Genomic DNA, 21,413 nt, shown 5'->3' with positions numbered 1-21,413 from the left:
TAAAGTCGGCCGCTAGAGGGTCAAAATCCGGGCGCCGTCGGCGGTGACGGCGACGGTGTGTTCGCTGTGCGCGGCGCGGGCCCCGGTGGCGGTGCGAAGCGTCCAGCCGTCGGGATCGTGGACGTAGCCGGTGGTGCCGTCGGCGATCAGCATCGGCTCGATCGCGATCACCAGGCCGGGCTGCAGCGCCAGGCCTGCCCCGCGCTGTCCTGAGTTGGGAACGTGGGGCGGCTCGTACATGGTGCGTCCGATGCCGTGGCCGCCGTGGCCTGCCAGCAGGCCGTAGCCGGCGTCCCGGGCCACCGACGCGATGGCATGTCCGATGTCGCCCAGGGTGTTGCCCGGCCGGACCGCGGCGATCCCGGCGGCCAGGGCTGCGTCCGTCGCCTCGATCAACGCGGTGTCGGCCGTCCGCGGCGTGCCCACGACGAAGCTGCGGGCGGAGTCTCCGCACCACCCGTCCAGAACCGCTCCGAAGTCCACCGACACCAGGTCCCCGTCGGCCAGCGCGGTGTCATCGGGGATGCCGTGCACCACCGCGTCGTTGACGCTCACGCACAGGACTGCCGGGAACGGGCGGGGCGCCCACCGCGGGTGGTAGTCGAGGAAGGGGGAGGTGGCGTGGTGCGCGGCCAGGATTTCGGCGGCGATCCGGTCCAAATCGGCCGTAGTGTGACCTGGAACGGCCTGATCTGCGAGCATTCGCAATGTTTCCGCGACTATTTTTCCAGCCGCAGCCATGGCTTCTACCTGGTCTTTTGTCTTCAGATTGACCACGGCTAGTCACCTATCGGCAAACGATTCAAATCAGGCATGGACATTTACTCGATACCTGCGGTACCGTTTGTACAACAAGTGGGTAGATGTAAACCTCAAACGATTATAGAGAGGTCTGCAACATGGCTCGGACCAAGATGGTCAGGCGCTGGCGCAAGAACATGGACGTCAGCGACGACGTTGAGTACGTCGACATGCTCGCAACGTTGTCCGAGGGCTCGGTGCGACGCAATTTCAACCCGTACAAGGACATCGACTGGGACTCGCCTGAGTTTGCGGTGATCCCGAACGATCCGCGGTGGATCCTCCCGGGGACCGACCCGATGGGTGGTCACCCGTGGTACCAGGCCCTGCCGGTCGAACGGCAGATCGAGATCGGCATGTGGCGCCAGGCCAACGTCGCCAAGGTCGGCCTGCACTTCGAGAACATCCTGATCCGCGGTCTGATGGAGTACTCGTTCTGGGTCCCCAACGGTTCCCCGGAGTACCGGTACTGCTTGCACGAATCCGTCGAGGAGTGCAACCACACCCTGATGTTCCAGGAGATGGTCAACCGCATCGGCATGGATGTGCCGGGCATGCCGCGCCTGCTCAAGTGGCTGCAGCCGCTCATCCCGCTGGCCGCCGGGCCGCTGCCGATCCCGTTCTTCTTCGGCGTCCTCGCCGGCGAGGAGCCGATCGACCACACGCAGAAGAACGTGCTGCGCGAGGGCAAGGCCCTGCACCCGATCATGGAACGGGTCATGGCGATCCATGTCGCCGAGGAAGCCCGGCACATCTCCTTCGCACACCAGTACCTGCACAAGCGGGTGCCGAACCTGCGCCGGCGTCAACGCTGGATCCTGTCGCTCTTCGTGCCGCTGACCATGCGCATCCTGTGTTCGGCGATCATCGTGCCGCCGCGCGCGTTCTGGAAGGAATTCGACATCCCGCGCTCCGTCCGCAAGGACTTGTTCTTCTCCTCGCCCGAGTCGCGCAAGATGCTGCGGGACATGTTCGGCGATGTCCGTATGCTGTGCCACGACACCGGCCTGATGAACCCGATCGCCAAGCTGATCTGGCGGATCTGCAAGATCGACGGGCCGCCGAGCCGCTACCGTAGCGAGCCTCAGCGCGAGCACCTGGTCTCGGTCGCCTGAAGCTCGCCCCGGAAAGTCGCAAGGTCTGCAGAGGTTCTAGATGCCCCACGTGATCACCCAGTCGTGTTGTAGCGACGGGTCCTGTGTCTATGCGTGCCCGGTGAACTGCATCCATCCCTCACCGGATGAGCCGGGCTTCGCGACGGCCGAGATGCTCTACATCGATCCCGAGGCGTGCGTGGACTGCGGCGCGTGCGTGAGCGCCTGCCCGGTCGGCGCGATCGCGGCCGATACCCGGCTGACCGAGAAGCAGCTGCCGTTCATCGAGCTCAACGCGGCCTTCTACCCGAAGCGGGAAGGCAAGCTGCCGCCGACATCCAAGCTGGCGCCGGTGATCGCGGCGCCCAAGGTGGCAGCACATTCGGGGAGACCGTTGACGGTGGCGATCGTGGGCTCGGGTCCGGCCGCCATGTACGCGGCCGACGAGCTGCTGACGCAGCGCGGTGTGCGGGTCAATGTCTTCGAGAAGCTGCCGACGCCCTACGGGCTGGTGCGGGCCGGTGTGGCACCGGACCACCAGGGCACCAAGCGGGTGACGCGCCTGTTCGACGTTATCGCCGGGCTGCCCGGATTTAGATTCTTCCTCAACGTCGAGGTCGGCAAGCACCTGTCCCACGCCGACCTACTGGAGCACCACCACGCCGTGCTGTACGCGGTGGGTGCGCCCAACGACCGCCGGCTCGACATCGACGGCATGGACCTCCCCGGCACAGGGACGGCGACCGAGATGGTGGCCTGGATCAACGGGCATCCCGAGTTCACCGATCTGCCGGTGGACCTCAGCCACGAGCGGGTGGTCATCGTCGGCAACGGCAACGTGGCATTCGACGTGGCCCGCGTGCTCACCACCGATCCGGATGTACTGGCCCGCACCGACATCTCCGATCATGCTCTGGCGGCCCTGCGTTCCTCGAAGATTTCCGAGGTGGTGGTCGCGGCCCGCCGCGGCCCGGCCGAGTCGGCCTTCACGCTGCCCGAGTTGATCGGTCTGACCGCGAGCTGCGATGTCGTGCTCGACGAGGCCGATCATCAGTTGGTGGTCGCGGACCTGGCGCGTGAGACGGATCCGCTGACCCGCAACAAGCTGGAGATCCTGGCCAAATTGGGCAATGCGTCCGCACCGCTCACCCGGCCGCGGATCCGGCTGGCCTACCGACTCACCCCACAGCGCGTGCTCGGCGAGGACCGGGTGACCGGCATCGAATTCGGTGTCACCGGAACCGATCAGCTGCGTACGCTCGACGCCGGCCTGGTGCTGACCTCAATCGGCTACCGTGGCAAGGCGATTGCCGATCTGCCGTTCGATGACGACGCTGCTGTCGTGCCCAACGACGGTGGACGCGTCCGCGACGCGGTCGGGGCTTACGTGGCCGGCTGGATCAAGCGCGGGCCCACCGGCTTCATCGGCACCAACAAGTCGTGTGCGGCGCAGACCGTGCACCAGCTGGTCGACGATTACAACGCCGGTGTGCTGACTGATCCGGCGCACAAGCCGGCTGCCCTGAAGAAGCTGGTGCGCACGCGGCAGCCCGCCGTGGTCGACGCCGCCGGGTGGCAGGCCATCGACGCAACCGAGATCGCGCGCGGTGGCGAAGACCGGCCGCGCGACAAGTTCACCTCGGTGGACGAGATGATCGCGGTCGCCGCGACCGCACCGAAACCGACTGTGCGACAGCGTCTTGCCGCGAGCCTGCAGACGCGTTGAGCTGCCGGGGCCCGGCTGGTTATTCGAAGCCGGGCCCGTGCAACGGCTCCCCGAAGCGCATCGAAAGATCCAACAGCGGGTCGACGGTGCGTAGGGCCACCTCGACGCGGTCGGACAGGGAACCCGTCAACAGCACCCATGAGTGCCCGGCGGCCGTCAGCGCGTCGGCGAACCAGCCGGTCATCGCCGCCCGCATGTCCAGATCGCCCTCCCGCATGCCGTCGTCGTGCCACGGCACGTCGGCGTGATCGGTGAGTAGATACACCGCTCGGTGCGCCACCCGGGTCCACGGCTGACCGCTGCGCGCAGCCGTGCCGAGATAACGTCGCTCCCACACCGCCGTGGCGAACGCGTCGGTGTCACACACCAGGATCGGTGAACCGTCGCGGGCCGCAACCTCCTCCCGGCGGTTCTGCTCGGCCCCGATGGCATCGAAATCAGCGTGTTCCCAAACTAATTCGTCGATCGCGCGGTCGGGTTGGCGTTCCCAGAGGCGGGCCGTGTGTTCGCGGCCGTATTCCTCGACGTTGCGGGTCGCGGCCCAGACTCCACCCCGCGCCGCGTAGTGCTGCTGCAGGCGCGCGGTTACCGTCGTCGTCCCCGTCGACTCCGCGCCCAACACGACGACCCGGGTGGTGAGCCCGGCGCGGGTGGCCGGGGCCAGTTCGGGCCACCGGCCGGCCAGGTCGCGCCGGACGGCCGAGGCGCTGACCGCGCTCCGGGTGATCCGCACACTCGTGGCATCGAACCAGCGGGCCAGCTCGTCACCGTAGTCGTCGCCACAGAACACGGCGTCGACGGTGGCCGGGCAGTCGGCCGCGCGTAGCCCAGCGCGCATGGCGGCCACCTGCGCTGCCCACACCCGTTGATCGGTGACGTCCAGTGGTGCATCGCAAGGGATTCCGGCGACGGTGACATTGGTGTGGGCGGTGTGGGTATCACGCAGCCAGGCCACCCGGTCCGCCAGCGGTACGGTCTCCGGGGCCGCCGCCATCACCAGCACGCTCACCCGGTCGCAGCGTTGCGCGGCGGCGGTGATCGCGGCGTGATGTCCGCGATGGGGCGGATAGAACTTGCCGATGAACAGGCCGTGACCGAACTCGCTCATGGCACCCGCACCTTCCGCCAGGACTGCAGCCCCGACAGACACAGCGCCAGGAACACCACGTAGATCGCCGCGGTCAGGTTCAGATCGCGGCTCAGGTAGAGCGGGATGTAGACGCAGTCGGCCGCGATCCAGAAGTACCAGGTCTGAAGGTACTTGCCGTTCAGCAGCCACTGCGCGACCAACGACAAACTCGTGGTGAGCGCATCGAGAAACGGGGCCGCGTCGTGCGCGGCGCGCAGGACGACTGTCAGAAGTGCAGTCCCCGCCACGACAATGGCTACACACCAACCGATTTGGTCCGGGCGCGCCCGGGTGACCACCAGCGGGGTGCGGCCGGCGTTGCCGTACCGCCACTGCCACCAACCGGCGAAACCCAATGCGATGTAGAGAACCTGCAGGCCGGCGTCGGCCCACAGCCGCGCCGAGGCGAACAGCACCAGGAAGAACAGGCAGTTGGCGATGCCCACCGGGAAGTTCGCGATGTGCCGGCGCACGGTCAGTGCCACGCACAGCCCGCCGGTGACGAAGCCCAGCAGCTCGGCCCAACTCACCGCGTCGCCGCCCAGGATGAACAGTGTGGTGGTGAGCGGCTGCACGAGCTGCGCCATCCAGTCCAGCATCGGCCCTCCCTCCGATCGTTTCGCGTCGACCCTAACCGGGAGCGGTGAACTCGAATCCGCGTGCGGTCAGCACCGCGATCAGATCGGCGCTCGCCCTGGGCTCAAATCGTGCGATGAACGCGTTCTCTTGAGCGGCCCACCGGTCCCAGTGCGGCCGGTAGGTCTCGCCGTCGCGTTCCAGTGCGCGACGCCTGCGCTCGGTGTCGTCGGCGTCGACCCAGATGCCCAGATCGGCCAGCGCCCGGGTGGCCGGGGTGAGCGCGCCGATGCCCTCGACGATGAGCCGTTGTCCGGGTTCGACCGTGTGCCAGCCGCTGGGCGCAGCCGTTGTCCAGTCCCATTGTCGCCAGCGTCCGGTATGTCCGGCCGCCCGCGGCTCGAGCAGTGACCGCCGCACATGTTCTGCGGCCCAGGATAATCCGTCCCACCCGGGGTAGATGTCGTCGAGACGTACCACCGCGCTGTCGGTCCAGGTGTCGTGCAGCTGAACCGCCAGCGTCGACTTGCCCGACCCGGAACGGCCGTCGATCAGTACGGTCGCCGCCGTGGGGCCGAGGCGGCCCAGGATGTCATCGAGTGCCAATGAAGTTCCAGGTTCCGGAGGCCACCGACACGGAGATGGCGGCTGCTGCGATCACGAACCCGGCTGCGATCAAGGCGAATTCGCGTGGGCCGAACGGCGACGGCCGGGCCCAGGTGCGGGTGGGGTAGGCGCCGAACCCGCGGGCCTCCATCGCGGTGGCAAGCTTCGACCCGCGCCGCACCGCGAATACCAGCAGGGCGAACGTCTGCCCGGCGATGCGGCGCATCCTGGCGTGGTCGGCCACCCCGCGGGCGCGCCGGGCGTAGCCGAGGTACTGCCAGTCCTGTCCGAGCAGCCCGACCAGACGCAGGCCGGCCAGCGCGCCGATCACGAACCGGGCCGGCAGTCGCAGCACCTGACCCAAACCATCTGCCAATTCGGTCGATTCGACGCCGATGAACAGAATGACCGACGGCAGCGCAATCGCCAGGACCCGCAGGAATGTGGCCGCCGCCAGGGCGATGGATCCGTCACTGATCGTGACCAGGACGAAGTGCCAGTACACCGTTCCGCTCGCCTGCCCGTAGAGCAGGATGGTGATCGCGGTGAGCGTGGCCGCCAGGATGACCACTGCGCCCCGGGTCAGCGCCGCACGCAGTTTCACACCGATCAGGGCGAACAGCACGATCTCACCGACCAGCGCGGTCAGCGCCGACACCCAGTCGACCGACAGCACCAGGGCACCGGCGATGATCAGGGCGGTGAGCAGCCTCGCGACCGGGTTGATCGTGCGCGCGGTCATGGGCGCGTCTCCGCGGTGGGTTCCCAGTCGGGCAACACGATCCTTGCGTCGGCGAGCAGGCCGGCGAAGTCGAGGTCGTGGGTGGCTGCGACGACGGCCGTACCGCCATCGGCGATTTCGGCCAGCAACCTCGTCAGTTCCTCCCACGTGCGCCGGTCCTGCCCGAAGGTCGGCTCGTCGAGGATGATCACCCTGGGCGCGGTCGCCAGCATCGTGGCCACCGACAGTCGGCGCTTCTCTCCACCGGAGAGGGTGTAGGGGTTCACCGCGGCGAGATGTGCCAGGTGCAGGCGTTCGAGGAGTTCGTCGGTGCGGGTGGTGATTTCGGCAGTGGGAAGCTTGATCGCCTTGGGGCCCAACAAGAGTTCGTCGCGAACCGTGGCGGTGAGGAATTGATGCTCGGGATCCTGGAACACGCTGCCGATGCGGGTGAGCAGTTCTTTGGACCGCCATTTGACCGGATTGCGGCGCGACGGGGACGGCGCGAAGCCGGGGCGCGCCTCGAGACGTCCGGCAGGCACGGGTAACAGGCCGCCGAGGGTGAGCGCCAGCGTCGACTTGCCGGCTCCGTTCGGGCCCGTGATCACCGTGGTCTGGCCGGCGTCGATCTCGAAATTCAACCCGACGTGCATGGGGGGATCACCCGGGTGGGCCAGCGCGAGATCGGCAGCATGCAGCAATGTTTCGCGTGTTCGCGACCGGTGGCGGGTGAGGTCGGGCAGCGGGGTGTCGGGTACCCAGACACCCGATCGGACCAGGTAATCGTGGTTGCGCCGGATGGTCGTATCCGGTGATCCGTCGGAGATCACCTGACCGTCGGCGCCCAGTACGACGACGCGGTCGATGACGGGCATCCACACCTCGGTGCGGTGCTCGATGACGATGAGCGTCGCGCCGGTCCGGGCGGCCGAAGCGGCAACCGCGTCCCGCACTTCGAGGACACCGGCGGGGTCGAGGTTGGCCGTCGGTTCGTCGAGCAGAATGAGCCCGGGGTCCATGGCGATCACCCCGGCCAGCGCGAGACGCTGCTTCTGGCCGCCGGACAGCTCCGAGGTGGCCTGGGACAGACTCAGATTCAGTCCGACGGCGTCGAGGGCCGAGCGGACCCGGGGCCAGATCTGTTCGCGCGGTACGCCGAGGTTCTCCATGCCGAAGGCGACGTCATCACCGACCCGGGACAGAATCACCTGGGCGTCGGGATCCTGCAGGACCATGCCGATCCGGTGGCGTTGTTCGCCCGGCGCGGCGCCGTCGACCTGGATAACGCCGGCCTCGCTGCCCTCTTCGGCGCCACCGAGCAATCCCGCAATGCCGTGCAGCAGAGTCGATTTCCCGGCTCCGGATGGCCCCAGCAGCATGACCCGCTCGCCGGGTTCGATTCGCAGATCGAGGTCCCGCACGGCCCAGGCGGCGCGACCGGCATGACACCAACCCCAGGTGTGCGCGGTGACGGTGGCACCGGCGCCGTGCGGTGAGCTCATCGAGCGTCGGGGCCGATCCGCCCTGAGGCGAACCGGCTCAGCGCCCCGGTTTTCGCCAGACCTCTGACCGCGAACCAAGACAGGAGCCCGGCGACCAGCGCGCCGGAGACGATCGCCGAAACCGTGTAGATCGCGGCGAACGCGTTGGCCGAACCGGGATACCAGAGGATGAGGTCGTTGATCGCCAGGGCCAGTCCGGCGACGCCGCCGGCGATCAAGGCGACCGGCAATCCCCAGCGACGGTAGAGGAACACCGCGAAGACCAGTTCTGCGCCGAGGCCCTGCACCAGTCCGGATTCGAGCGTGAGCACGCCCCACTGGTTGCCGACCAGCGCCGACACCGTGGCCGCGACGAGCTCGCCGTACAGGGCCGCACCCGGCTTGCGGATCACCAGGGCGGTGAGCACGCCGGCGAACAACCATCCGCCGGCGAGCAGCGCCTGCAGCCCGGGAAGCACCGCCGTCAACGGTGCGCTGATCGGGTTGGACGCGATGTTCCACACGACGAACACCAGCCCGGCCGCCGTAGCGAGGACGCTGGCGACCACGATGTCCACGACCCGCCAGCGCATCGCGCGGGTGGCCGGCGTGGTGTCGGTGGGCTGGGTGTTCATCGATCTCCTTCGTGGCAGGAGATCAGTATGGACTCTGGGTGACGGCGGGGGAGCGGGCTACTGCCCGGACTGCATGGCCTGCGCGATCTCCTCCGGGCTGACCTCGCGCACCGGCTGCCCGAGCGACCACTGGTGACCGAACGGATCGCGCACCATGCCGTAGCGGTCGCCCCAGAACTGGTCTTCCAGCGGCATCACGACCTCTGCGCCGGCGTCGACCGCCTTGGCGAAACTGGCCTCGACATCGGTGACGGTGAGGTGGATGGTCACCGGGGTGCCGCCAAGGGCCTTGGGAGTTGTCGACTTGCCGTCGTTGTACTCGGGAAAGTCGTCATTGAGCATGACCGTGGACCCGTTGATGCCGAGCGCGGCGTGAATGAGTCTGCGGCCGTCGGGCCCGGGCACGCGGCCCAGCTCGGTGGCACCGAATGCCTTGACGTAGAAGTCAATTGCCGCGGCGGCGTCGTCGACAACCAGGTGCGGCAGGACTGCGGGTGTTACTTCGATCGCCATGATCTTCTCCTGGGGTTGGTGAGCGGATGCAATGCAGACCCGGCCGGCGGGCGGATCTCATCGGCGGACACCACCCATGCAACCACCGCCCTCTGACAAGAGCCCGGCCGCGAAACTACGCTTTGTGACGGAAATGGCCCTGATCTCGTCAGAAACCGTGATCTCGGTGCGCAAAGTCAGGTGACGGAGAATCCCCGCGGCAGCTCGGCCCGTCCGGTCAGGGCCATCAGCAGGGCCTCGCCCTTGCCCAGCTCCACCGCGCTCCGCGCGGCCAGGACGTTGGCCGCCTCCAGCACCTCGGCCGGCAGATCCGCCGAACAGCCGGTGGCCCGGGCGATGTCCAGGCTGTGTACGGCGAGCTCGAAGATCCGGGTCGGCAGGTAGTCGCTCAACCGGATCCCGAACCCGCCGATCACGGTGATCAACGGATCGCCTGCCTCGTCCACATCGGCCAGGGCCCGGCTGACCAGCGCATCCACCGCGGCGGCCGGATCGGAGCCCAGGTCCCGCCCGGCCTGCCTGCCGCGTTCGACGATGGCCTCGGCGCCGGCGTCGGACATGAACCCCCGCATGGCGGCGTAGTACTCGACCGGACCGGCCAGATCGGCCGTCGGCGCCGGGTCCTGCAGATAGGTGCTGACGGTGATCAGCGAGCGCGACGCGTGGCCCACCAGTGCCCGCAGATCCCACTCGCCCAGGCCGGGTCCGTCGAACGAATCCGCCGGCAGCGTCCGCACCAAACGGGCGAAAGCATGTGCTGCCGAAGCGAATTCGTCGCGAGCGTCAATCATGACGTGGCGATCTTGTCCCATCCGGCGACCGACTCGACACTGCGCGGTTCGGGGCCGACGTAAATGGCGGCCGGGCGCACCAACTTGCCCAGCCGTTTCTGTTCCATGATGTGCGCGCACCAGCCCGCGGTGCGGCCGCAGGTGAACATCGCGGGCATCATCGAGGCAGGGACCTGGGCGAAGTCCAGCATCACCGCCGCCCAGAACTCGACGTTGGTCTCGATGGCCCGGTCCGGGCGGCGCTCCCGAAGCTCGGCCAGCGCGGCCTGCTCCAGGGCCGCGGCCACCTCGTAGCGGGGCGCCCCAAGACGTTTCGCGGTGGCCCGCAACACCCGGGCCCGCGGATCCTCGGCCCGGTACACGCGGTGCCCGAAGCCCATCAGCTTGTCGCCGCGATCCAAGATGGATTTCACCACTGCGCGGGCGTCGCCGGACTTCTCGACCTCTTCGATCATCGGCAGCACCCGGGCCGGGGCGCCGCCGTGCAGCGGTCCGCTCATCGCGCCCACCGCGCCAGACAGGGAGGCCGCGACATCGGCACCGGTGGAGGCGATCACCCGGGCGGTGAGGGTCGAGGCATTCATCCCGTGCTCGGCGGCGGTGACCCAGTATGCGTCGATGGCCTCGACGTGCTTGGGATCCGGGTCGCCCTGCCAGCGGGTCATGAAACGCGCTGTGACCGTGTCGCATTCGTCGATCCGGCGTTGCGGTACCGCAGGTTGGTAGATGCCGCGGGCGGACTGGGCCACGTAGGACAGCGCCATCACGGAGGCCCGCGCCAACTGGTCCCGCGCGGTGGTGTCCTCGATGTCCAGCAGCGGTGCGTAGCCCCAGATCGGTGCCAGCATCGCCAGCCCGGCCTGGACGTCGACGCGGACATCGCCGCTGTGAATGGGCAGTGGGAACGGCTCGGCCGGGGGCAGGCCCGTGCCGAAACCGCCGTCGACCAGCAGTCCCCACACATCGCCGAAGGTGACCCGGCGGCTGACCAGTTCCTCGATGTCCACGCCCCGGTAGCGCAGCGCGCCGCCGTCCTTGTCCGGTTCGGCGATTTCGGTGGTGAAGGCAACGACGCCTTCGAGGCCGGCAACGAAGTCTTCCGGTACAGCTGGCATGGGCAGATTCTTGCACCACGCTCAGGCGTAGCGTTACCGCGGTGGCAAGACCCTCCGAGCATCCCTCCGAAAACCAGCATGACCTGGCCGCCATGCGCGCGGATTACGTGGAGAAGGACGGCCGCGGCGACCTGGACGTCGACTGGCTCGGCGAGGATCCGGCCACCGGTTGGTTGACGTTGTTGCGCACCTGGCTGGCCGATGCGTACCGCGCCGGGGTGGCCGAGCCCAACGCCATGGTGGTCGCCACCACCGACGACGAGGGAAGGCCCGTCACCCGGACGGTGTTGTGCAAGAGCATGGACGAGCCGGGCATCACGTTCTACACCAACTATGACTCCGCCAAGGGGGTGCAGCTGGCCGCGCACCCGTACGCGTCGGCGACCTTCCCCTGGTACCGGCTGGGCCGCCAGGTCCATGTGCGCGGTCCGGTGACCAAGGTCAGCCGTGAGGCCACCGAGGAGTACTGGTCCAAGCGCCCCAGGGGTTCTCAGCTGGGGGCCTGGGCGTCGCAGCAGTCGAGCCCGATCGCGTCGCGCCCGGCCCTGCTGGACCGGCTCGCCGAGGTGACCGCGCGATTCGCCGATCTCGAAGCGATTCCGGTGCCGCCGAACTGGGGTGGGTATCTGATCACGCCGGAGAGCGTGGAGTTCTGGCAGGGCCGGGAGGACCGGGTACACAACCGAATTCGCGTGACCGGCGCCCGCGCCGAACGTCTCCAGCCCTAGTGGGCAGGTTTTTCGCCGACACCACACCGCTGCGCACCCCGGATTTCCGGCGGTTGTGGGTGGCCGGAATCCCCACGGTCATCGGCGCCAACCTGACCATCTTCGCGGTGCCGGTGCAGCTGTACGTGCTCACCGAGAACTCGGCCTACGTCGGATTGTCCGGTCTGTTCGCGCTTGTTCCGCTGGTGGTTTTCGGCCTGTGGGGTGGCGCGTGGGCCGACGCGATGGACCGCAGGCTGCTGCTGATCATCGCCTCGATCGGACTGGCCGGAGCCTCCGTGCTGCTGTGGCTGCAGGCCGCGCTGGCACTGAACAACGTGTGGGTGGTCTTGTGCCTGCTCGGTGTGCAGCAAGCGTTCTACGCGATCAACAGCCCGACGCGGTCGGCTGCCATACCGCGGATGCTGCCGGGCGAGCAGTTGCCCGCGGCGAACTCGCTGAACATGACGGTCATGCAGTTCGGCGCGATCGTCGGCCCGCTGATGGCCGGGTTCCTGCTCACCTGGGTGGACCTGTCGACGTTGTACCTGATCGACGCCGTGACCTGTCTGGCGCCGATCTGGGCGACCTTCCGGCTTGCTCCGATGCCGCCGGCGAGCACCGAGGAGGGAGCCTCGCGCTGGGGCCTGACGGCGGTGCTGGACGGCTTCCGCTACCTGGCCGGCAATCGGGTGGTGTTGATGTCGTTCGTCGTCGATCTGGTGGCGATGATCTTCGGCATGCCGCGCGCCTTGTTCCCCCAGATGGCGCACGAGAGTTTCGGCGGCCCGGTCGGGGGTGGGACGGCCATGGCGTTGCTGGCGGCGGCGATGTCGGTGGGGGCGGTGGCCGGCGGGGTGTTCTCGGGCTGGCTGCCGCGGATCCGTAGGCAGGGTCTGGCCGTCGTGCTGGCCATCGTGGTGTGGGGCGTGGCGATGGTCGGTTTCGGGATCGCAGGTGGGGCAGCCGGCGGCGCCACCGGCCTGGTGTTGTGGATTGCCCTGGCGTTCTTGGCTGTTGGCGGTGCCGCGGACATGGTGTCGGCCGCTTTCCGGTCGACGATCCTGCAGCAGGCGGCCTCCGACGAGCTGCGCGGCCGGTTGCAGGGCGTGTTCACGGTCGTGGTGGCCGGTGGCCCGCGGCTGGCCGACACGTTGCACGGCGCGGCAGCGGCGGCCGTGGGCACGACGGTCGCCGCCGCGGGCGGCGGCGCGCTGGTGGTCGTCGGCGTGGTGATCGCCGCGCTCGCGGTGCCGGCATTCGTTCGCTACCGGGTGAGTTCGAACGGAGCGAGCATCAGCGGCCCGCAGGAACGGTCCGAGCCTGACAAAGTATGACCACCGGCGAATGGCAACCGACGCCACATAGTTGCCGAATCGGTCCGAAAGAGCGGTGCACGGGCGATAACATCCGATCTCGTGGGTGACGTGATGCGGCAGGCCGAGGCCGGTTTGCGTGAACGCAAGAAGCAACGTACCCGGGCGACATTGATCGAGGCCGCGATCGAGCTGTGCGACCGCCAGGGGTTCGAGCAGACCACCGTCGAGCAGATCGCGGCGGTCGCGGATGTCTCCCCGCGCACCTTCAGCCGCTACTTCGCGACCAAGGACGCGGTCGTTCTGGCGTTCGTCGATGAGGTGATCGAGAGCGTGGCGATCGAGTTGGCGACGCAACCGGCCGAAATCGGCCACCTCGAGGCGTTGTACCGCGCTCACGTGCAGGCGTTCGTCAAGACCAAGACCGCGCCGCCGACCCAACTCACGGCCGCCCGGCTGTTGGCCTCGGCGCGCATCGTCACCTCGTCGCCGGCGTTGATGCATACGGCGTCGCAGTTCCGGGCGGATGCGGTCAACGTGGCGCTGGCCCGGCGGATGGGCGTGCCCGGCGACGATCGTCGGCTCAAGCTGACGGCCGTCGTGTGGGGTTCGATCATCATGACTGCCATCGGTGAGCTGGGTTCTCAGGCAGATTGGGCTTCGGTGAGCGTCGACGACATCGTCGGACGGGTCGAGGCGACGTATGCCGATTTCCGGTCGGTCGTCGAAGGCGTGGGTTCGGCCGGGGCCTGATCACGGCGGCCCATCCGGCAAATCTGTTGAACCGGTGGGCGGTCGCGGGAGCATCGGATTGGCGCGTGGCCGACCCCGCAGATGCGGTTAGGCTCAATCGGCCGCATATGAATGCGAAGTATCTGGCAGAGTCCGGTGGCGCGCTACAGCGAACGCTGCCGCGCACGGCGACACCCGTCCCGATTACCATCGAATCTTCGGATGGCTGTCGGCGGGCGGCCGCTTTTCGACGGGGTCAACGAGCTATGGGTGGGGAAAAGCAGATGACATGCGGCGGGCACGGGGGCGGCCCGGCTGATCCATTCGGCAACAACCCATTCGGCCGAACACGACGGGCGATCGCTTCGGCGAAGCATCGGGTCGCCGCACCGCCCGCTTCGATAGCATCACGTGGTGCGGTTCGGGGGTCTGGGTTCGCTGTCAGCGGTGGCCACACGACTCCGCATCGACTTCGCCCGACCGAGAACTGAAGACGGAAGGATTGGTGGCGTTTGAGCACCCCGAGTCCATTCGATTTCAGCGACTTCGGTCCCCCCGCGCGGCCCGGCCCAACCGGCCCTGGCGCCGGCCCGGGTGGGCATCCGGCACCAGGTCCGGGTGGGCCCTCGTCGGGATTCGATCCGTGGGCCGGGCAACCCCCGGCCCAGCCCCAGCGCGCGCCCCACGAGGTCTTCGGGGGGCAGCCGGCCGGCCATCCCATGGGGGCGCAGGATGCGTTCGGTCAGCCCATCACGGTGGGGCCCGGCGCGGCGGCACTGCGGACCACCGGACCTCCGTTGGTGTGGTTTGCGGTGGCGCTCGCATTGGCGCTGGCCGGAGTGATCGTCGCGGTGATCGGCGCGGTCCTGGGGCCGATGCCGGCCATGGCGGTGGCGGGCTGGCTGTTGGCCGGGCCGATCGCCATCGGCGCGCTGGCGGTGTACACGCGGGTGGACACCCGGCGTCGCACCGATGCGATCTACTCGGCGCCGAGTTGGACGTCCACGCTGTACTGGGCGGTGCTTGCGGTGTGCCTGGTGGGCATCGCCGTCGGGGCCTGGCAGATCGCACTGTGGGCGGGCAGGCTCTAGAGCGATGACGAGGGGATTGCGTAGGGGATTTGTGCGCGTCGTCGCCATGATGGTGCTGGTCGTGTTGACCGGGCTGGCGACCGTGCTGGTGGGTTTGACCCTCCCGACCGCGTCGGCACAGGAATCCGCCGGCGGGGCGCAGCGCTTCGGTGCGTGTCTGGCCGCACAGAAGACCGGCGACCTGCTGTTGTTGTTCGACGAGTCGAGCAGCTTGCAGCAAAGCGATCCGCAAGGTGCGCGGGTGCAGGCCGCCCGCTACTTGCTGCAGACCCTCGGCCGCTACGCCGGACGCGTGGATGCAGATCTGGAAGTCGCGTCGGCCGGGTTCTCCGACACTTATATCGCTGAGCACGACTGGACTCGCCTCACTGACGCCAACGCCGACGCCACGGCGCAGCTCCTGGGAAGCCTGGAGTCCAAGAACACCGGCATCGACACCGATTACTGGGTGGCCCTGGACGGGGCCCGCCAGGCGTTGGCGGCCCGCGCGAAGAACGCCGAGGGCGGTCAGCGCTGCCAGGCGATCGCGTGGTTCTCCGACGGCAAGATCGACTTCACCGCACGCGAGGTGGCCAAGCCGTACGCCGAGGGCGTCGACCTGAGTTCCCCGGAGGGGGTGGAGCAGGCGCGGCAGCGCGCGGTCGAGTCGATCTGCCGCTCCGGTGGGGTGGCCGACCAGGTCCGGTCGTCGGGGATCGTGATGCTCGGCGTCGGCCTGGGCGCCACGACCGCCCCGGCGGACTTCGACGTGATGAGCGCGATCAGCACAGGGAAGGGTCTCGCCGGGAAGACCTGTGGGGACAAGACCGATCCGGTGCCGGGTGACTTCTATTCGGTGGCCGACATCGACGACATGCTGTTCGCGTTCGACGCGCTCAACCCGGACCCGGGTATCGAGAGCCAGGGCGCGGTGTGCCAGCTGCAGGTGTGCCCGGAGGCCAAGCACAACTTCGTGCTGGACCGCTCGATCAAGTCGGTGACCATCCTCGGCTCCGGCGACGTGCCCGGCGTGGTGCCCTATCTGGTGTCGCCGTCGGGGCAGACGGTCGAGTTGCCGCGCAAAGACGGATCCGTCGATGTCGATGTCGCGGGCGTCAAAGTGACTTACGAGTGGTTGTCCGAGACCGGGCAGAACATCGTCATGCAGAACACCGGCGGCGGCGAATGGATCGGCCAGTGGGGCATCGTCTACGTGGACACTGCCGGTCAGCACCCCGAGGCGGTGTCGAAGGTCAGCATCCACATCTCCACCGACATCTTCCCGGCCCTGATCGGCAGTGACGGTAAGCAAGGGCCTGACGTCACGTGGCACAGCGGCCAGACCCTGGACGGGCTGACCTTCGGCCTCGTCGACGGGCAGAACAAGCCGGTGACGCCCACCGACCTGGTCGGTTCGGCCACGCTGTCAGCGCAACTGGTGCCGGCCGGGGCGGCACCCATCGAACTGCTCGCCAATGTCCAGAAGGAGGACATCGGCAAACCGGTGAAGGTCGATCTGAGCCAGGTCGAACCCGGCCCGGCCACGTTGAAGATGTCATTGGTCGTCACCACCGCACCAGCAGTGGACCTGGTGGGTGTGCAGGTCGCGCCCGGTACCCAGTTGTCGCCGCAGAACGTCGACGTCAACCTGCAGATCCTGCCGAAGCTCGGCCTGCCGTCGCCGGGCGAGCGGATCGACTTCGGCAGCGTCCAGGCCAAAGAGGGAGCGACGACGTCGCTGAACATCACCGGCCCGGGCTGCGTGTGGATCGCCGACTCCGACGCCGTCACGGTGGAGGCCGGCCCCGAAGGCATCGGCACACCGAAGTTGAGCTCAGCGGCCAACTCGCCGGGGAACTGCCTCAAGGTGCAGGACGGCCAGACCGGGAAGCTGGAGGTCACCCTGCGCACCGAGCAGGACGGCCACGGTGGTCTCAGCGGCACGATGCCGCTCCACGTTGCCGCACTGGACAATCCCGATGATTCGCAGACGGTCCAGGTGCCGTTCACGGCGTCGTTGATCAAGCCGTTGAGCACCGTCAACTTCGTGCTGGTGCTCATCGCCGCGCTGCTGCTCGGTCCGGGCATCCCGCTGGGCTTGCTGTACCTGTCGAAGTGGTGGGTGAGCAAGATCCCCGACATCCCGCTGTTGGCCGAACGGATCCGGGCCGAGGTGCGCTCGGACATCGCGCTGCGTGACGGTGAGCCGTTCGCGATGGTCGACACCGATCTGGTCAATCCGGTGCCCGGGCTGGCCGGCGGTGCGCGCCGGCTGTCGGTGCTGGGGACCACGCTGACCGTGGTGATGGGCCGCAGCCCGTTCGGCGCCGGCCATGTCGGTGTCGACGCCGGGCACCTGGTCAGCACTGGCTCCGAACTGCCCGCCACCGACGACACCGGCCTACACGCGGTGCTGCCGCTGGCAGTGCACAACACCTGGGTGGTGCTGCACGATCCGCGTGGGCCGTCGACCGACGCCGAGGTGTTGTTGCTGGTCAGTGGCAACACCGACATCGCGGCGCGGGAACAGCTCTACGAAGAGGTGGCGCGACGGCTGCCCGAGGTCCTCAACGGTCTGCGGCTGCGCGCCGTCCAGGCCGGGCTGGCCTCCCCGCACGACGACGCCGGGCCTGGCGCATCCCCGTTCGGTGAGACAGCTGTGGGTGCGCCGGTGGGCTACGACCCCTTCGCCGACTGTGCGCAGCCGATGGCATCCCCGCCGATGGCGCCCCCGCCGATGCGACCGGGACCCGGACCCGGACCGGGGCAGCCCGGCCCCGGGCAGCCCGGGCCGGCTCAACCACAGCGGTATGACAGCGATCCGTTCAATCCGTTTGGAGAAGGAGCCTGATGCGACGATTCCTGGTAGTGGGATGCGGCGGTTCGGGTGGCGCCACGTTGGCGTTCATGATGGACCAGCTTCGCTCCGAGCTGCACGCAGCCGGCGTCGACAAGGTGCTGTCGGGTTGGCAGTTCGTGCACATCGACGTGCCCAGCGCCGCCGAATCGGGGCCTGAGGGTCTCGCCAACGTGCCCGCGCAGGGCGGCAGCTACATCGGTTGTGGTCCGCAGGGCAGTAGTTACGCGATCCTCGACGGCGCACTGTCGCAGCGGCTGGCCGCCGACGGTGCGCTGGACGCCATCGCCACCTGGGCGCCGCGCAATCCGCAAGAGGTGACCAACCCGATCTCGGCAGGCGCGGGGCAGTACCGCGCCATCGGCCGGATGATCACGCTGAGCAAGGCCAGTGAGATCCATGCCCGGCTGCAGGCGGCCTGGGACGCCTTGTTCCGGGTCGAGACCATCTCGGAGATGTCGACGGTCAGCGTGCCCGGCATGGGCCGGTTCGACCCCAACGAGCCGCCGCTGGTGCTCGTGGTGTCGTCGATGGCCGGCGGTGCGGGCGCGTCGATGGCGCTGGACATCTGCCGACTGCTGACCCTCGTCACCGGCCTGGACCCGAAGCTGATGGGCGTCTTCATGGTGACCCCCGACATCTTCGAGTCGCTGCCGGAGAGCGCGCGGATCGGTGTCCGGGCCAACGCGTTGGCCATGCTGGGCGAGATCGTCGCCAGCCAGACCGGCGCGGCCCGTGAACACGACGTGCGCATCCTGCGGGCGTTGGGCCAGCATCACGGTGACGGCGAGCCGATCCCGTTCGCCCGCGTCTTCCCGGTGGGCCGCTACATCGGCGCCGACCGCACGCTGTTCGGCGACGGCTCCCAGTACGCGGTGTACCGCGGTCTGGCCCGCGGGTTGGCCGGCCTGATGATGAGCGGTAAGGCCAGCGACCAGTTCGTGTCCTACGACCTCGGCAACACCGCGTCCCCGACCGGGGACCGCGACGTGCTCGGTTGGGGTATCTCGTCGTGGGATGTGTTGCCGTGGGGCACATACGGTTTCTCCAGCCTGAGCATGGGACGGGACCGCTACGCCGAGTACGCCGCGCAGCGACTCGCCCGCAGCTGTGCCGACAAGCTGTCGTTCGGGCACCTGCAGGCAGGCAATCCGGCGTCCAGCAACGAACAGCTGGACACGCTGCTGAGCAGCCAGTGGCAGGCGCACTGCAACGAGCTGCGGATGCCGGCCGCGGCCGGCGACGAGCAGGCACGCGTCGGCATCCTGGGCAACTGGATCGCCAACGGCGCCTTCCCGCCCGAGGCGGTGTCCTCCACCGTCAACGGGCTGATCGAGCGGCAACTGCGCGGCTACCTGCCCAACCCCCAGGGGATGTCCGCCGAGCAGTGGGTGCCGGTGTTCCGTCAGGCCGTGATGAACCGACGCGCCGACCTGGCCCGGGCCTGCTCCGAGACCGCGTACGCGATGGTGTTCTCCTGGCACCGGGAGTTCGCCGACCAGGTCGAGCAGATGGTCGGTACCGCGGCTGCCTCGCTCGGCCTGCCCTACGCCCGCGAGCTGATCGACCGGCTGCGCCTGCACCTCGACAGCGTGCTGGCGCCCGGCATCGCGCAACTCGGCGCCATGGGCCCGCCCGATATCGTCGCGATCCCTCCGCAGGTCGACGCGGCCCTGCGGTCGCTGCGCGGCGTGATGACCAACGCCGACCAGGTGCTGGGCATCGCACTGGACGGTTTCCGGTCGACGGTGCGACGACAGCTCTACGCCGACGCCGCGGCCCGGATGGCCGACGTGCTGCGGGTGATGGGCGCCGAATTGCTGGCGCCGCTGCGCGATGCGCTGGGCGAGGCGATGATCCTGCTGGAGAAGGCCCGGTCCGAGCCGCCGTCAGACGTCGGCCTGGCCCGCCTGTCCACCGACCAGTACGTGGCGTGGCCGTCCGACGCCGATGAGCTCGTGCCCTCACGGTTCGCCGAAGCCAACAACGAGGTGCTGCTGATCAGCTCCTCGGCGTTCAAGCAGCGCTACGAAACCGATCTGCCCAAGGCGGTGGGCGGTTCGAACGCGATGATTCCGCTGCGCACCGCCGTCGACGACGCCACCACCCGGGTGATCCTCGGGCTGTGGCAGACCACCGGCGGCACGGCAGCGCCGGGCGGGCTCATCGAACGCACCGCGACGTGGGTGACCCGGGCACTGGGGACCGATCCGGAGAACGGGCGGCCGCGGGTGCCGTCGATGGCGCAGTTCGACGTGCACACCCGGCCCGCCGAACTGCTCGCGCGGGCCCGGCTCTACGTGGGGCGGCCCGGCGAGTCGTTCGAGGAGTTCTGCAAGGTCTCGTTGCGCGACTACGTGCAGGGAGCGGGCGCCTCGGAATCGGAGCTGGTCAATCGGCGTCGCGACATCGACACCAAGTTCGCGGAGGCCCTGTCGCTGGCGCGGCCGCTGGCCAGTGTCAACGATCAGGCGTTGCAGCGGGTGCACCCCGGCCAGCAGGTCGAGTACCGGTACAAGTTCTCCGAGATCCCGTTCGCCGGCCAGCCCGTGGCCGAAACGTTGGCCGAGGTGCTGCGCGCCAACCCGCGCATCGACCAGGCCACCAAGGACAACTACGGCCGGTCCCTGTCCGACGAGGACAGCGTCACCCGCATCGACATCTTCGGGTCCTACCCGAACTACTCGCCGCTGGTGTTCGATTCGGTGCTCAAGCCGGCCGCGCAGCAATGGGCGCAGACCGCCGGTCCGGGCCGGGGGGCGTTCTGGCGGTACCGCCGTTCGCGGCCGTTGTCGGCGTCGCTGCCGATGACCGACGCCGAACGGCGCACCATGACCGCGGGGTGGTTCCTCGGGCAGATGCTCGGACGGATCCAGATCCCGGCGTCTCCGTTCACCGATCCGGTTCGCATCTACGACGGCGACGACAACCAGTGGCTGAGCTTCCCGAACCCGCTGCTGACTCCACCGTCGGCGTTCACCGCGTCCTACGACTGGCTGCCCGCCGTGCTGGAGTCGAGCCTGCTGGCCATCGCCACTTCACATGAACCGCCGGTGATGCGATCGCTGCGGCCGTACACGGTGCTGCGTGCGCTCTATGACTCGCACAGCCAGGACCCGGCCAGCGGCATCGTCGAACTGTCGGCGGCGGCACTGGTGCGGGAGTTCCTCAAGTCCGGAACGTCCGGTCCGGGGATCACTTCCCGGGTCGGGCCGATCGCGGCCGCGCAGACCGCCGAGGATCGGCAGGCAGCCGCCGAAACGTGGTTGGGCAACGTCCGCGACGTCGCGGCCCAGTACCTGCCGGCCGACACCCCCGGGGCCACTCCCGATGGTGCGTTCACGACCGTCGCCACCCGGTCCAAGGCGGCCAAGACGCCGATCTTCCGTGACCTGGCGCCCGATGTCTTCTGGGCGACCGAGTCGCTGATCAAGCTGTTGCAGCGCGAGGGTGCGGCGTTGGCTCAGGGGGAGACGGCCGGTGCGGGCGCGTTCTTCGATGACGGCGGCTCGGTCGTCATCCCCGACGGGGGGACGTTCTGAC

Annotated in this window: 18 protein-coding genes; 8 read left to right on the top strand and 10 right to left on the bottom strand. The window is 68.6% G+C overall.

The window, feature by feature from the left end:
• Window positions 1-12 precede the first annotated feature (12 nt).
• Entirely contained in the window at window positions 13-777 is a 765-nt protein-coding gene (gene map / locus ACZY08_RS23490) for a type I methionyl aminopeptidase (protein ID WP_463747127.1), read from the bottom strand.
• A 122-nt stretch (window positions 778-899) separates the two neighbouring features.
• On the opposite strand from map, the gene ACZY08_RS23485 reads away from it, so the two are divergent.
• Complete coding sequence (locus ACZY08_RS23485; RefSeq protein ID WP_463747128.1) at window positions 900-1,916, top strand: AurF N-oxygenase family protein; 1,017 nt, start codon at window positions 900-902, stop codon at window positions 1,914-1,916.
• A 40-nt stretch (window positions 1,917-1,956) separates the two neighbouring features.
• Window positions 1,957-3,621, top strand: a complete 1,665-nt coding sequence (locus ACZY08_RS23480) for a 4Fe-4S binding protein (protein WP_463747129.1) — start codon at window positions 1,957-1,959, stop codon at window positions 3,619-3,621.
• A gap of 19 nt (window positions 3,622-3,640) precedes the next feature.
• Here ACZY08_RS23480 and ACZY08_RS23475 read toward each other — a convergent pair whose 3' ends face one another.
• The 9 genes from ACZY08_RS23475 to ACZY08_RS23435 all read right to left on the bottom strand — a co-directional run bounded on the left by ACZY08_RS23475 (window position 3,641) and on the right by ACZY08_RS23435 (window position 11,188).
• Window positions 3,641-4,729: an AAA family ATPase gene (locus ACZY08_RS23475; RefSeq protein WP_463747130.1), complete on the bottom strand. Its 1,089-nt coding sequence runs from the start codon at window positions 4,727-4,729 to the stop codon at window positions 3,641-3,643.
• Entirely contained in the window at window positions 4,726-5,349 is a 624-nt protein-coding gene (gene pnuC / locus ACZY08_RS23470) for a nicotinamide riboside transporter PnuC (protein ID WP_463747131.1), read from the bottom strand. The genes ACZY08_RS23475 and pnuC overlap by 4 nt, the downstream gene beginning before the upstream one ends.
• A 31-nt stretch (window positions 5,350-5,380) precedes the next feature.
• Window positions 5,381-5,932: an AAA family ATPase gene (locus ACZY08_RS23465; protein WP_463747132.1), complete on the bottom strand. Its 552-nt coding sequence runs from the start codon at window positions 5,930-5,932 to the stop codon at window positions 5,381-5,383.
• Window positions 5,919-6,674: an energy-coupling factor transporter transmembrane component T family protein gene (locus ACZY08_RS23460; RefSeq protein ID WP_463747133.1), complete on the bottom strand. Its 756-nt coding sequence runs from the start codon at window positions 6,672-6,674 to the stop codon at window positions 5,919-5,921. The genes ACZY08_RS23465 and ACZY08_RS23460 overlap by 14 nt, the downstream gene beginning before the upstream one ends.
• The gene (locus tag ACZY08_RS23455) at window positions 6,671-8,155 is read right to left on the bottom strand and encodes an ABC transporter ATP-binding protein (RefSeq protein WP_463747134.1); all 1,485 of its coding nucleotides are present in this window, start codon (window positions 8,153-8,155) and stop codon (window positions 6,671-6,673) included. The genes ACZY08_RS23460 and ACZY08_RS23455 overlap by 4 nt, the downstream gene beginning before the upstream one ends.
• Window positions 8,152-8,769 (bottom strand): ECF transporter S component, encoded by a 618-nt coding sequence (locus tag ACZY08_RS23450; RefSeq protein ID WP_463747135.1) that lies wholly within the window; start codon window positions 8,767-8,769, stop codon window positions 8,152-8,154. Before ACZY08_RS23450 ends, ACZY08_RS23455 begins: the two co-directional genes overlap by 4 nt.
• Before the next feature lie 57 nt (window positions 8,770-8,826).
• Window positions 8,827-9,282 carry a VOC family protein gene (locus ACZY08_RS23445; protein WP_463747136.1) on the bottom strand — a complete coding sequence of 152 codons (456 nt, stop codon included), beginning with the start codon at window positions 9,280-9,282 and terminating at the stop codon, window positions 8,827-8,829.
• A gap of 176 nt (window positions 9,283-9,458) precedes the next feature.
• Window positions 9,459-10,073 (bottom strand): maleylpyruvate isomerase N-terminal domain-containing protein, encoded by a 615-nt coding sequence (locus ACZY08_RS23440; protein WP_463747137.1) that lies wholly within the window; start codon window positions 10,071-10,073, stop codon window positions 9,459-9,461.
• Complete coding sequence (locus tag ACZY08_RS23435; RefSeq protein WP_463747138.1) at window positions 10,070-11,188, bottom strand: citrate synthase 2; 1,119 nt, start codon at window positions 11,186-11,188, stop codon at window positions 10,070-10,072. Before ACZY08_RS23435 ends, ACZY08_RS23440 begins: the two co-directional genes overlap by 4 nt.
• A gap of 92 nt (window positions 11,189-11,280) precedes the next feature.
• On the opposite strand from ACZY08_RS23435, the gene pdxH reads away from it, so the two are divergent.
• The 6 genes from pdxH (at window position 11,281) to ACZY08_RS23405 (ending at window position 21,412) form a co-directional block, all read left to right on the top strand.
• The gene (gene pdxH, locus ACZY08_RS23430; RefSeq protein ID WP_463747241.1) at window positions 11,281-11,916 is read left to right on the top strand and encodes a pyridoxamine 5'-phosphate oxidase; all 636 of its coding nucleotides are present in this window, start codon (window positions 11,281-11,283) and stop codon (window positions 11,914-11,916) included.
• Window positions 11,916-13,232: an MFS transporter gene (locus tag ACZY08_RS23425; protein ID WP_463747139.1), complete on the top strand. Its 1,317-nt coding sequence runs from the start codon at window positions 11,916-11,918 to the stop codon at window positions 13,230-13,232. Before pdxH ends, ACZY08_RS23425 begins: the two co-directional genes overlap by 1 nt.
• Window positions 13,233-13,313: 81 nt before the next feature.
• Window positions 13,314-13,964: a TetR family transcriptional regulator gene (locus tag ACZY08_RS23420; RefSeq protein ID WP_463747140.1), complete on the top strand. Its 651-nt coding sequence runs from the start codon at window positions 13,314-13,316 to the stop codon at window positions 13,962-13,964.
• A 491-nt stretch (window positions 13,965-14,455) separates the two neighbouring features.
• Window positions 14,456-15,034 (top strand): hypothetical protein, encoded by a 579-nt coding sequence (locus ACZY08_RS23415; RefSeq protein WP_463747141.1) that lies wholly within the window; start codon window positions 14,456-14,458, stop codon window positions 15,032-15,034.
• Between the two features lie 4 nt (window positions 15,035-15,038).
• Entirely contained in the window at window positions 15,039-17,864 is a 2,826-nt protein-coding gene (locus ACZY08_RS23410) for a VWA domain-containing protein (RefSeq protein ID WP_463747142.1), read from the top strand.
• Window positions 17,864-21,412, top strand: a complete 3,549-nt coding sequence (locus tag ACZY08_RS23405) for a tubulin-like doman-containing protein (protein WP_064958971.1) — start codon at window positions 17,864-17,866, stop codon at window positions 21,410-21,412. Before ACZY08_RS23410 ends, ACZY08_RS23405 begins: the two co-directional genes overlap by 1 nt.
• Window position 21,413: the final 1 nt, after the last annotated feature.

This window comes from Mycobacterium sp. IDUB_9 (assembly GCF_055419505.1).
Note: the sequence above shows the minus strand (reverse complement) of the source record. Positions and strands in the feature narration are given on the sequence as shown.